The 12893-nt window shown below is 64.9% G+C and carries 9 protein-coding genes; 8 read left to right on the top strand and 1 reads right to left on the bottom strand.

Annotated elements, in window-relative coordinates; genetic code table 11:
• Positions 1 to 8: 8 nt before the first annotated feature.
• The gene (locus GDH07_RS29430; RefSeq protein WP_152899612.1) at positions 9 to 1931 is read right to left on the bottom strand and encodes a sigma-54-dependent Fis family transcriptional regulator; all 1923 of its coding nucleotides are present in this window, start codon (positions 1929 to 1931) and stop codon (positions 9 to 11) included.
• A gap of 383 nt (positions 1932 to 2314) precedes the next feature.
• Here GDH07_RS29430 and exaC point away from each other — a divergent pair, with 383 nt between their 5' ends.
• The 8 genes from exaC to GDH07_RS29390 all read left to right on the top strand — a co-directional run bounded on the left by exaC (position 2315) and on the right by GDH07_RS29390 (position 12892).
• Positions 2315 to 3835 carry an acetaldehyde dehydrogenase ExaC gene (exaC, locus tag GDH07_RS29425; protein WP_022641222.1) on the top strand — a complete coding sequence of 507 codons (1521 nt, stop codon included), beginning with the start codon at positions 2315 to 2317 and terminating at the stop codon, positions 3833 to 3835.
• A 196-nt stretch (positions 3836 to 4031) separates the two neighbouring features.
• Positions 4032 to 5312, top strand: coding sequence for an ethanolamine utilization protein EutH (gene eutH / locus GDH07_RS29420; protein ID WP_022641223.1), 1281 nt, complete (start codon positions 4032 to 4034; stop codon positions 5310 to 5312).
• A gap of 25 nt (positions 5313 to 5337) precedes the next feature.
• Positions 5338 to 6774 carry an ethanolamine ammonia-lyase reactivating factor EutA gene (locus tag GDH07_RS29415; RefSeq protein ID WP_152899611.1) on the top strand — a complete coding sequence of 479 codons (1437 nt, stop codon included), beginning with the start codon at positions 5338 to 5340 and terminating at the stop codon, positions 6772 to 6774.
• Between the two features lie 28 nt (positions 6775 to 6802).
• Positions 6803 to 8998, top strand: coding sequence for an ethanolamine ammonia-lyase (locus GDH07_RS29410; protein ID WP_152899610.1), 2196 nt, complete (start codon positions 6803 to 6805; stop codon positions 8996 to 8998).
• 51 nt (positions 8999 to 9049) lie between these two features.
• Complete coding sequence (locus GDH07_RS29405; RefSeq protein ID WP_152899609.1) at positions 9050 to 10444, top strand: ethanolamine ammonia-lyase subunit EutB; 1395 nt, start codon at positions 9050 to 9052, stop codon at positions 10442 to 10444.
• Between the two features lie 11 nt (positions 10445 to 10455).
• Positions 10456 to 11280, top strand: a complete 825-nt coding sequence (gene eutC / locus GDH07_RS29400; protein WP_022641228.1) for an ethanolamine ammonia-lyase subunit EutC — start codon at positions 10456 to 10458, stop codon at positions 11278 to 11280.
• 106 nt (positions 11281 to 11386) lie between these two features.
• Positions 11387 to 11845 carry a GNAT family N-acetyltransferase gene (locus tag GDH07_RS29395; RefSeq protein ID WP_031320590.1) on the top strand — a complete coding sequence of 153 codons (459 nt, stop codon included), beginning with the start codon at positions 11387 to 11389 and terminating at the stop codon, positions 11843 to 11845.
• Between the two features lie 390 nt (positions 11846 to 12235).
• Entirely contained in the window at positions 12236 to 12892 is a 657-nt protein-coding gene (locus tag GDH07_RS29390) for a DedA family protein (protein WP_022641230.1), read from the top strand.
• Position 12893 lies beyond the last annotated feature (1 nt).

Here is a 12893-nt window from a genome sequence, read left to right as displayed (position 1 = left end):
GCCTGGGCTCAGCGCGAAATGCCGTGCTTGCGCAGCTTGCGATACAAGGTGTTGCGACTGACCCCCAGTTGCTCGGCGGTATGGGTCATGTGCCAGCGCTGCTGCTCCAGTGCCGCCAGCAGCGCCTGGCGCTCGGCGTCGTCCAGGGGGCGCTCCGGCTGCGCCTCGAGCGCTTCGCTCGCCGGAGTAAGGCGGCTGCCCTGGCGAATCATCGCCGGCAAGTCGTCGACACCGATCCGGCCGTCTTCGCACAAGGCCGCCAGGGTCCGCAGTACATTGCGCAGCTGTCGTACGTTGCCCGGCCAGGAATAGCCCAACAGCGCCTGGCGTGCAGGCTCGTCCAGGCCCACCGGCTGCGTGCCCGCCTCTTCGGCCAGGAGGAAGTCCAGCAACTGGGATTTGTCACTGCGCTCACGCAAAGCCGGCAGGGCGATCTCCAGGCCATTGAGCCGGTAGTACAAGTCTTCACGGAAGCTGCCATCGCGCACCCGCTCCTGCAGGTCGCGGTGAGTGGCACTGATGATGCGCACATTGACCGGTTGCGGCTCGCCGCCGATGGGCACCACCAGCCGATCCTCCAGGACCCGCAGCAAGCGGGTCTGCAAGGCCAGCGGCATGTCGCCGATCTCATCCAGGAACAAGGTGCCGCCGTCGGCCTGCTGCAGCTTGCCGCGCATGCCTTCCTTGCGCGCCCCGGTGAAGCTGCCGCCGCGGTAGCCGAACAGTTCGCTCTCGATCAGGCTTTCCGGGATCGCCGCGCAGTTGAGGGCGACAAAGGCCTTGTCCGCCCGGACGCTGCCCTGGTGCACGGCCTTGGCGAACGCCTCCTTGCCGGAGCCGGTCTCGCCATTGATCAGCAGCGGCACATCACGCTCGAACACCCGCGAAGCCCGGCGAAAATCGTTCTGCAGGCCGGCGTCCCCCAGGCAGATCCCCGGGGCGCGGGGCTGGAGCACTTCCAGCGGCGCGCGCAACAAAGGTGGCGTGACGGGCTGCGGGGCACCGCGCAACAAGGCGAACAAACGCCGCCCGTCCCGGGTTCGCAATGGCCAGCTGGCGCTGGCATTGAGGCTGGCACGAGCGAACAGCTCATCCAGGGAACAATCGAAAAAACTATCCACGGGCTTGCCCAGCAGGCCGCCGCGAATATGCCCCAGCAGGTTCAGGGCACTCTGGTTCACCGCGCAGATCCGCCCTTCGCCGTCGAACGCCAGCAGCCCCTCGCTGAACAGCCCCACCGACTCGGCCTGCAAGTGAAAGCGCAGCAACCACTGGTTTTCGAAGTAACGCAGGAAGTAACAGCTCTCGATCATCTTCGCCGAGAGATTGACCATGGCCATGGTGTGGAACTGGCTCTGGCGGGAAACATCCTGGCGGGCCGAAGACACGTCCAGTACCGCCAGCAACTCGCCATGGGGATCGAACACCGGGCTGGCGGAGCAGGTCAGGCCGGTGTGCCGGCCACGGAAATGCTCGTCCTGATGGATGGTCAACGACTGGCGTTCCACCAGGCAGGTACCGATGCCGTTGGTGCCCTCGCGGGCCTCGCTCCAGTCGGCGCCTAGCCACAGGCCGGCATGCTCGAAGATCTTGCGCTCGCTGGGAGCGGTGATGCAGTTGAGGATGACCCCGCGGGCATCGGTCAGCAGCACCGCGTGACCGGCACCGGACAACTGCTGGTGCAGGTTGGCCATTTCCGTACCGGCGATCTGCAGCACATCGCGCAGGCGTTCGCGGCTCTCCAGCAAGCGGCCGTGCTCGAGCACCGTCGGCGCCATGGCCAGTGCCGGGTCGAGGTGATAGTCCTCCAGGCAGCGCAGCCAGGAACGGGCGATGGATGGATCGCTGCCAGGTCCCTGCAGATGGGCCTTGCCCCGGGCGACCGTCAGCACTTGCTGGGCATGGCGGGTCAGATGATTGCTGCTGTGCATTTCTTATTGTTCTCCTGCTGTGCTGTCACGCGCGGGCGCCATCCTGTAGCCGCCGAAAGTTCGAGAATCGCTGCCAGCCGACAAAAACTCCGAGGATTCAGCGGATTTGTCCGACAGGATTCGACACGCGAATCAGCATCCTCCAGCCGTGACCGCATTGCAACGTCGGCTTGACCCACAAGTCACAGGTTGTGCCATCAAGGTTACAAACTGTCACTCGATACTGCGCCAGATTTGCCACAGCCCAGGTCCAGGGGCTGCGACCTGTTGTCGCAAGGCCTTGATTCACCTGGCATGGAGCACACTGGCCCGGGCTTTGCTCTACGCTTGCCATGCGCTAAAGCGCGTCCTCCCCCATAAGCATAAAAGCCAGGAGATACCCCATGCGTTACGCACACCCCGGTACTGAAGGCGCTATCGTTTCGTTCAAGAGCAAGTACGGCAACTACATCAACGGCGAATTCGTCGCGCCCATCAAAGGCCAGTACTTCACCAACACCTCGCCGGTGAACGGCAAGCCGATCGCCGAATTCCCGCGCTCCACTGCCGAAGACATCGATAAAGCCCTGGACGCCGCCCATGCCGCCGCCGATGCCTGGGGCGCGACCTCGGTCCAGGCCCGCTCGCTGATCCTGCTGAAGATCGCCGACCGTATCGAGCAGAACCTCGAACTGCTGGCCATCACCGAAACCTGGGACAACGGCAAGGCCGTACGCGAGACCCTGAACGCCGACATCCCCCTGGCCGCCGACCATTTCCGCTACTTCGCTGGCTGCCTGCGGGCCCAGGAAGGCAGCGCCGCCGAGATCGACGGCAACACCGTGGCCTACCACATCCATGAGCCACTGGGCGTGGTCGGCCAGATCATCCCGTGGAACTTCCCGATCCTGATGGCCGCCTGGAAGCTGGCCCCGGCCCTGGCCGCCGGCAACTGCGTGGTGCTCAAGCCTGCCGAGCAGACCCCGCTGGGCATCACCGTGCTCATGGAAGTGATCGGCGACCTGCTGCCAAAAGGCGTGCTCAACGTGGTGCAAGGTTTCGGCCGCGAAGCCGGCGAGGCCCTGGCCACCAGCAAGCGCATCGCCAAGATCGCCTTCACCGGCTCGACCCCGGTGGGCTCGCACATCATGAAATGCGCCGCCGAGAACATCATCCCGTCCACCGTGGAACTGGGCGGCAAGTCGCCGAACATCTTCTTCGAAGACATCATGCAGGCCGAGCCGAAGTTCATCGAGAAGGCCGCCGAAGGCCTGGTGCTGGCGTTCTTCAACCAGGGTGAAGTCTGCACCTGCCCATCCCGCGCCCTGGTGCAGGAGTCGATCTACGACGAATTCATGCAAGCGGTGATGAAGAAGATCGAGCAGATCAAGCGTGGCGACCCGCTGGACACCGACACCATGGTCGGCGCCCAGGCATCCGAACAGCAGTTCGACAAGATCCTGTCCTACCTCGACATCGCCAAGAACGAAGGTGCGCAACTGCTCACCGGCGGCAAGGTGGAGAAACTCGAAGGCGACCTGGCAACCGGCTACTACATCCAGCCGACCCTGCTCAAGGGCACCAACAAGATGCGCGTGTTCCAGGAAGAAATCTTCGGGCCAGTGGTGAGCATCACCACCTTCAAGGACGAAGCCGAGGCCCTGGCGATCGCCAACGACACCGAGTTCGGCCTGGGGGCCGGGGTCTGGACCCGCGACATCAACCGCGCCTACCGCATGGGCCGTGGGATCAAGGCCGGTCGCGTGTGGACCAACTGCTACCACCTGTACCCGGCGCACGCCGCGTTCGGTGGCTACAAGAAATCCGGCGTGGGCCGCGAGACCCACAAGATGATGCTCGACCACTACCAGCAGACCAAGAACCTGCTGGTGAGCTACGACATCAATCCGCTGGGCTTCTTCTGATCGACCCTCCCGGCGACCCCAAGGTCGCCGGGAGGTTTTTTCGCGGCCCTGCCGCACATCTACACCTTCGTGGTCCGGTGCCACTGGCTTGCCGGACGGGACGCTGCTGTCGGAAGTTCTGAGTCAACGACCTCGCGCGCACAGCCCCGGGCTCGAACAAGAGCCTTGAAAAACAATAAGACAAGGGAGCAAAGCAATGGACCAGATCGGCAACTACGTGCTCTACCTCATCATGCTCTGTGCCGTGCTCGGCGCCCTCGCTGCCATCTATGACAGTGATCGCGGGCTGGGCAAGGAGTTCATGGAAGGCATCCACGCCACGGGCTACATCTTCGTGCCGGCGGCGGGGATCATGGCTTCCATCCCCTATCTCACCGTATTGATCGAATCGGTCTTCGGACCCTTCTTCGAATCCCTGGGTGCCGACCCGGCCCTGGCGGCGACCATGATCATCGCCTCGGACATGGGCGGCTACCACCTGGCCTCGGCCCTGGCGGCCAGCAAGGAAGCGCTGGTGATGGCATTGATCACCGGCTTCATGGGTGGCGCCACCATCGTCTTCTCGATCCCCATGGGCCTGGCGATGCTCGACAAGCGCGACCACAAGTACATGGCCCTGGGGATCATGTCCGGCATCCTGACCATCCCGGTCGGGGTGATGGTGGCCAGCCTGATCCTGGCCTTCAGCAACCCGATGGTCCGCGAGCTGGTCAGCACCAACTCCGAGGCCAGCTACCAACTGGCCCTGGCCGTGGGCGGCCTGTTCGCCAACCTGCTGCCGATCCTGATCTTCGTCGTGGCCCTGGCCCTGGGGCTGCGCTTCCTGCCGGACCTGATGATCAAGGGCTTCATCATCTTCGGCCGGACCCTGGACGCAGTGATCAAGCTGGTGCTGGTGGCGTCGATCGTCCAGCACTTCACCGGCGTGTTCACCACGGTTTTCGGCAGCTGGGGCTTCCACCCGATCATCGCCGACGCCGAGGACCAGACCCGCGCGCTGGAAACCGCCGGCTACATCGGCATCATGCTGGCCGGGGCCTTCCCCATGGTCTACCTGCTGCGCAAGTACCTGGGCAAACCCCTGGAGAGCCTGGGCGGCAAGGTCGGCCTGAGCGCCGTGGGCAGCGCCGGCATGCTGGCCACCATCGCCAACATCCTGGCGATGTTCCGCCTGGTGCGCTACATGCCGCCAAAGGACAAGGTGGTCAACATCGCCTTCGGTGTCTGCGCGGCCTTCCTGCTGGGCGACCACCTGTCCTTCACCGCCAACTTCCAGCCGACCATCATCCTGCCGGTACTGATCGGCAAGCTCAGCGCTGGTTTCGTCGCGGTGGGCCTGGCCTACTGGCTGTCGGTGCCCAAGGCCCTGCAACTGGAAGCCCAGGACCGCGCGGCCGGGATCATCGCCGAGGGCGAATACCTGGGCGATAGCGTGCAGCAAGCACCAGCAGCGCCTGGGCAAAAGGCCACAGCCTGAGCCCGGCACGGCGAGGAACGCCTGCATGCAAGCCATCACGGGCGGCGCACCGGTATTGCTGCTGGGACTGGACTTCGGCTCCACCACCAGCAGCGCGCTGATCGCCCAGGCCAGCCTCAGCAGCCATTGCGTCACCGGACGCATGGCCCTCAATGAACCCCGGGTGCTGTTTCGCGGCGACCCGGTGTTCACGCCGTTCAAGGACGACATCATCGACACCGGGGCCATCGGCGGCTTGATCGAAGGCTGGCTGGAACAGGCCGGAGTCCGTCCGCAGCAGCTGTTTTCCGGCGGAGTGATCATCACCGGCCTGGCCGCCCGGCGGCACAATGCCCAGGCCCTGGCGCAACAGGTGGGGCAACTGCTCGGCAACGCCCTGGTGACCCGGGCCGACGACGGCGGCCTGGAATCCTGGTTGGCCTTCATGGGCAGCTGTTCGGCCCTGAGCCGTTTCCATCGCCAGCAGCCACTGCTCAACCTGGACATTGGCGGCGGTACCACCAACGCCGCCTGGGGCCTGGATGGCAATGTCCTGGCCACTGGCTGCCACTTCATCGGCGCCCGGCACCTGCAATTCCACCCCGGTAGCTATCGGCTCAGGGAGCTCTCGGCGTTCGGCCGGGCCCTGCTCCAGCACCTGGGCATCGCCAGGGAGCCCGGCCAGGAACTGATGCCCCTGGAGCGGGACGCTGTGCTCGCCTGGTACGTCGCGGCGCTGCTGGCGATCGCCGAGGGCGACCGGGCGTTCTTCGCCAGTCCGCTGGGCCGGGTGGTCGAGCAATTGCCGCTGCTCTTGCCCCAAGGCCATGCAAGCGCCGCGTTGACCTTTTCCGGCGGCGTCGGCGAGCTGCTCTATCGCCACCTGCAAGGCGAAACGCTGCCCGGCACCACCTTCTATGGCGATTTGGGCATCGACCTGGCCCTGGCCATCGCTCGCCAGCCCCGACTGGTGGGGGACGCCACCCGACTGGTGCCGGAAAACCGCGGGCGAGCCACGGTCTATGGCCTGACCCTGCACAACACCGAGATTTCCGGCAGCACCCTGTTCTTGCCACGACCACAGGTGCTGCCACTCAAGGACCTGCCCATCGTCGCGCGCCTGCCCATCGATGCCAGCGAGCGCCAACTGCGCGACGCCCTGGGCCTGGCCCTGGGCAGCCGCGACGGCGCCTGCCTGCAATTGCTCGATGACGGCCAGGTTCCCCGGCTGGAGCAGGTCCGCCAGTTGGGCACGCGCCTGGCCCAGGCCCTGCAAGCCGCTGCCCCGGAGCCGCAGTGGCCACTGGTGCTGCTGCTGGAAAGCAACATCGGCAAGGTCCTGGGCAACTACGCCACGGACTGGGGGCGCAGTGCCTGCAACCTGATCGTCATCGACGAGGTACGCGAGCGCTCGGCGCACTTCATCAACCTGGGGAAACCCCATCAGCACATCGTGCCCGTCGCCTTCTACGGCGTGCACTGAGGCGATGCGAACCAAGGAGAGTCCTGCCATGCCACTCACCGAACTCCAGCACATCCGCCTGCCCGAGATACCCACCGAGCGCAGCTACGGCACCCGGGTCCTGGATCGCGAGATCCACTTCGCCAACCTCAAGGCGGTGCTCGGCGCCGCCGACATCAGCAAGGCCGGGGACCGCGTGGCCGGCCTCGCGGCGGCCGACGAAATCACTCGCGAAGCGGCCCGCAAGGTGCTCTCGGAGCTGACCCTGGGCCACTACTTCGAGCACCCTCTCACCGATCGCCATGGCCGTATCGACAGCGTGATGCAGGTCAACTACGACATCGACCACCAAGTGTTCGCCGAGATATCCGGGCTGACCCTGGGCGCCCTCAAGGATCGCCTGCTGCGCAGCCACGGCACGGAAATCCGCCGCATCGGCACGGGCCTGACCGGGGTGATGGTCGCCGCCCTGGCCAAGCTTCTGGACGTGCACGAGCTGATCCTGCTGTCCAAGAAGCTCAAGAGCGGTGCAGCCGCCAAGGCCCGGACCCTGGTGGGCCTGCCTGGCACCCTGTCGTCACGCTTGCAGCCCAACCACCCCACCGACAACCTCAGCGGCATCACCCTGCTGGTGTACACCGGGCTGAGCATGGGCTCGGGCGACGCGCTGATCGGCCTCAACCCGGCCATCGACACCGTGGACAACATCAGCGCCACCCTGCGCCACCTGGACAAATTGCGCCGGGAAACCGGAGCGCCTACGCAGATCTGCGTGCTGTCGCACATCAAGACCCAACTGGCCTGCCTGGACCAGGGCGCGCCGGTGGAAATCATGTTCCAGAGCCTGGCGGGCACCGAGCGCACCCTGACCGACGAGTTCGACGTCACCGTGCAACTGCTCGACCAGGCCTGGCAGGCCATGGCCGAGCGGGGCCCACTAAGAGACGTGGCGGAAAACTTCATGTACTTCGAGACCGGCCAGGGCAGCGAGCTGACCTACGGCAAGCACGAAGGAATCGACATGACCACCTGCGAGGCGCTGTGCTACGGCCTGGCCCGGCGCTACCGCCCGTACATGGTCAACAACGTCACCGGTTTCATCGGCCCGGAAACCCACCTCGACAACTTCGAGATGACCTACGCCTGTCTGCAGGACCAGTTCATGGGCAAGCTGCTGGGCCTGCCCATGGGCATGGCGCCCTGCTACACCTTGCACTCCCAGGTGACCCTGGAAGGCCAGCAGATGGCCACCGAGCTGCTGACTGCGGCCGGCGCCAACTTCTTCATGGACGTGTACCTGAGCACCGACCGCATGCTGGCCTACTTCGACACCAGCGCCCACGACAACCAGACCCTGCGCGAAGTCCACGACCTGGCGCCGGCTCCGGAGTACCTGCGCTGGGCCCTGGGCAAGGGGATCTTCCAGGAAGATGCCCATGGCAACGTCGAGCGCGGGCCGAACTGGGGCAACCCGCGGATCTTCTGCGAGTCGGACATCGACTTCCAGCGCCTGCTGGAATCCACCCCGGCCACCTACGGTTTCGACAACGCCGGGCCGCGCCCGGCCAACAACGTCTCGCGCATCGTGCGGGCCAACCTGGCGGTGGCCCGGGAGGCGATCTACGTCGACCTGCGTCCGGCCGAGTTCGGCGAGATTCCCCTGCGCGAACTGCGCACCGCCGCCCCGGACAAGCTGGCCCACCTGCAAGACCCGGAACTGGGCGCGCGCCTGACTGAAGAGGTACTGCGCCAGCTGCAACCGGAATACAACGACGTGCAGATCGTGATTTCCGACGGTCTCAGCGCCGAGGCCATCCACCACAACATTCCCGAACTGCTGCCGGTGCTGATGGATGGCCTGCGCAGCCGCGAACTGCGCGTCGGCCAGCCGATCCTCGCGCCCTATGGCCGGGTCAAGCTGGCGGAATCGGTGGGCGAGGCGCTGCAACCGCAGCTGATCATTGTCTTGATCGGCGAACGTCCCGGCGGCGATGCCCTGGCCTCGCGCAGCATGTCCGCCTACCTGGGCTATCGCTTGCCGGACGAACAGGCCCGGCGCGCGGCGGCGCAGTTCAGCGGCAACCCGGATATCGGCTACGAATACACCGTGATCTCGAACATCTACAGCGGCGGCCTGCCGCCGCTGGAAGGCGGCAGCCTGGTGGCGGAGAAGGCCTTCGCCATCCTGCAGCACCGAGCTGCCGGCAACCGTCTGGAAAACCTGCTGAAGAAGGTGGCATCCTGATGATCCGCCAGCATTCGGCAACGCCCCTACATCGTTGAAACGGAGACTGAGATGGCCCAATTTTCCCACAGCGTAGGTTCTCAGACCTATCGCTTCGACAGCCTCAAGGAAGTCATGGCCAAGGCCAGCCCCGCGCGTTCCGGGGATTTCCTGGCCGGGGTCGCCGCCCTCAACGACGGCGAGCGGGTGGCCGCCCAGATGACCTTGGCGGACATCCCCCTCAAGCACTTCCTCGAAGAGGTGCTGATCCCCTACGAGTCCGACGAAGTCACCCGGCTGATCATCGACAGCCACGACAAGGCGGCCTTCGCCCCGGTCAGCCACCTGACCGTCGGCGGCTTCCGCGACTGGCTGCTCAGTGACGCTGCCGACGAGCAGAGCCTGCGCGACCTGGCCCCGGGCCTGACCCCGGAAATGGCCGCGGCGGTATCGAAGATCATGCGCCTGCAAGACCTGGTGCTGGTAGCGCAGAAAATCCGTGTGGTGACCAAGTTCCGCGGCACCGTGGGCCTGCGCGGGCGCCTGTCCACCCGCCTGCAGCCCAACCACCCCACCGACGAGCCGGCCGGCATCGCCGCGAGCATTCTCGACGGCCTGCTGTACGGCAACGGCGACGCCATGATCGGCATCAACCCGGCCACCGACAGCATCGCCTCGATCTGCGCCATGCTGGAGATGCTCGACGCCATCATCCAGCGCTACGAGATTCCCACCCAGGCCTGCGTGCTGACCCACGTCACCACCTCCATCGAGGCGATCAACCGTGGCGTGCCCCTGGACCTGGTATTCCAGTCGATCGCCGGTACCGAAGCGGCCAACGCCAGCTTCGGCATCAACCTCAACATCCTCAAGGAAGGCTACGAAGCGGGGCTGAGCCTGAATCGCGGCACCCTGGGGCAGAACCTGATGTACTTCGAGACCGGCCAGGGCAGCGCGCTGTCGGCCAACGCCCACTTCGGCGTCGACCAGCAGACCTGCGAAACCCGCGCCTACGCCGTGGCGCGGCACTTCAAGCCGTTCCTGGTGAACACCGTGGTCGGTTTCATCGGGCCGGAGTACCTGTACAACGGCAAGCAGATCATCCGCGCCGGCCTGGAGGATCACTTCTGCGGCAAGTTGCTGGGCGTGCCCATGGGTTGCGACATCTGCTACACCAACCACGCCGAGGCCGACCAGGACGACATGGACAACCTGCTGACCCTGCTGGGGGTGGCCGGGATCAACTTCATCATGGGCATCCCGGGCTCCGACGACATCATGCTCAACTACCAGACCACATCCTTCCACGACGCCCTCTACGCCCGCCAGACCCTGGGCCTGAAGCCCGCGCCCGAATTCGAGCAGTGGCTGGCGCGGACCGGGATCTTCACCCAGGCCGACGGCAAGGTGCATTTCGGCAACAACCTGCCTCCGGCCTTCCGCCAGGCACTGGCCCAGTTGGGATAAGGAACAGGCTCATGCAAAAACACCCGAGCGACTCGCAAAACCCCTGGCTGGAACTGCGCCGCCTGACTCCGGCGCGCATCGCCCTGGGCCGCACCGGCACCAGCCTGCCCACTGGCGCCCAGCTGGATTTCCAGTTCGCCCATGCCCAGGCCCGGGATGCCGTACACCTGCCGTTCGACCATGCCGGACTCAGTGCCCAGCTGGCCGAGCGGGGCCGCGACAGCCTGCTGCTGCACAGCGCCGCCACCGATCGCCACAGCTACCTGCAACGCCCTGACCTGGGGCGCCGGCTCAGCGACGAGTCGGCCCAGGCCCTGCGCGAATATGCCCAGGCCCACCCCGGCGGGGTCGACCTCGCGGTCGTGGTGGCCGATGGCTTGTCGGCGCTGGCCGTGCATCGCCATACCCTGCCGTTCCTGGCGCGCATGGAAGAACAGACCGCCGCCGAAGGCTGGTCGCTGTCGCCGGTGATCCTGGTGGAACAGGGCCGGGTGGCGGTGGCCGATGAAATCGGCCAGCTGCTGGGCGCCAAGATGACGGTCATCCTGATCGGCGAACGCCCGGGGCTCAGCTCTCCCGACAGTCTGGGGCTATATTTCACCTACCAGCCGAAGGTCGGGCTCACCGATGCCTACCGCAACTGCATCTCCAACGTACGCCTGGAGGGCCTGAGCTACGGCATGGCCGCCCATCGGCTGCTGTACCTGATGCGCGAAGCCTGCCGCCGGCAATTGTCGGGGGTGAACCTCAAGGACGAGGCGCAGGTCCAGACCCTGGACAGCGACTCGCCCGCGGACATGAAGGGCAACTTCCTCCTGGGCCCGCCCCAAGTGTGATTTTGCAAGACGATTGCGCTTTTTAACCGCTTTGGGCAGCATCGCAACGCGGCTGCCCGAGTTCTCCAACCTGTGCCGTCACATCCACTTGAAGTTGAGAGCCATCATGCGGATTACTCAAGCAACCCTCGAGCACCTGGATCTGTTGACCCCGCTATTCGTCAAGTACCGCGAGTTCTATGGCGCCCTGCCTTACCCGGACTCTTCCCGGGCGTTCCTGGAAAAGCGCCTGCGGCGCAAGGAGTCGGTGATCTACCTGGCCCTGGCCGATGACGACAGCAGCAAGTTGCTGGGCTTCTGCCAGCTCTATCCGAGCTTCTCGTCCCTGTCCCTCAAGCGTGTGTGGATCCTCAACGACATCTACGTTGCCGAGGATGCTCGCCGCCAACTGGTGGCCGACAACCTGATGCGCACCGCCAAGAAGATGGCCAAGGAAACCAATGCCGTGCGCATGCGGGTCTCCACCAGCAGCGACAACGAAGTGGCGCGCAAGACCTATGAATCCATGGGATTTCGCGAGGACACGGAGTTCAAGAACTACATCCTGCCCATAAGCGAAGACTGAGAACGGGCCCCGGCCTGATGCCAGTCAATTGAGCAAGGCGATCCTCCGTAGAAGCTGCCGGTCGCCCCTCGATTGCTCGCGATGCGAGCTAACGGTAGTGCGTGTCGACTGGATAAATGCAGCGCCCTGAAGTCCATCGCGGGCAAGCCTCGCTCCTACCCTCTCCTTAACTGATCGGCATTCGCCCCCGGTCCCAGACCGCGGAGCCTATCAGCGTGCCGACAGGTTGCGGATCGACATGTGCCGCTACAATCTGAACACGCATTTCACCTGCCAGCCTTTATAATGCCGACCTTTCCGCCCCCCAAGAAAAGTCGCATCCCTTCATAGCCCTTTTCTTAAAGCAATCGCACAGGCCTGCCGAGTCAGGCCATCACCACAGGTGCTTCAATGGATTTCAACCCGATCGACCTAATCCTCCATCTCGACGTCTATCTCGACATGCTGGTGACCAACTACGGGCCCTGGATCTACGCCATCCTGTTCCTGGTGATCTTCTGCGAGACCGGCCTGGTGGTGACCCCCTTCCTGCCGGGGGATTCGTTGCTGTTCATCGCCGGCGCGGTGGCTGCCGGTGGCGGCATGGACCCGGTGCTACTGGGCGGGCTGCTGATGCTGGCGGCGATCCTGGGCGACAGCACCAACTATGTGATCGGACGAACGGCTGGAGAACGCTTGTTCAGCAACCCCGACTCGAAGATCTTCCGCCGCGACTACCTGCAGAAAACCCACGATTTCTATGAAAAACACGGTGGCAAGACCGTGACCCTGGCGCGCTTCCTGCCCATCATCCGGACTTTCGCGCCTTTCGTGGCCGGCGTGGCGAGAATGCCCTACCCGCGTTTCTTCGCTTTCAGCGTGGCGGGCACCATCCTCTGGGTCGGTGGCCTGGTGACCCTGGGCTACTTCTTCGGCAACGTGCCATTCATCAAGAAGAACCTGTCGCTGCTGGTGGTGGCGATCATCCTGCTGTCCCTGGTGCCGATGATCATCGGCGTGCTGCGCAGCCGCTTCGGGCGTGGCGCTGAAAAAGCCGGGAGCCGCTGAG

This window comes from Pseudomonas piscis (genome assembly GCF_009380155.1).
In the GTDB taxonomy this organism is placed as follows: Bacteria; Pseudomonadota; Gammaproteobacteria; order Pseudomonadales; family Pseudomonadaceae; genus Aquipseudomonas; species Aquipseudomonas piscis.
Note: the sequence above shows the minus strand (reverse complement) of the source record. Positions and strands in the feature narration are given on the sequence as shown.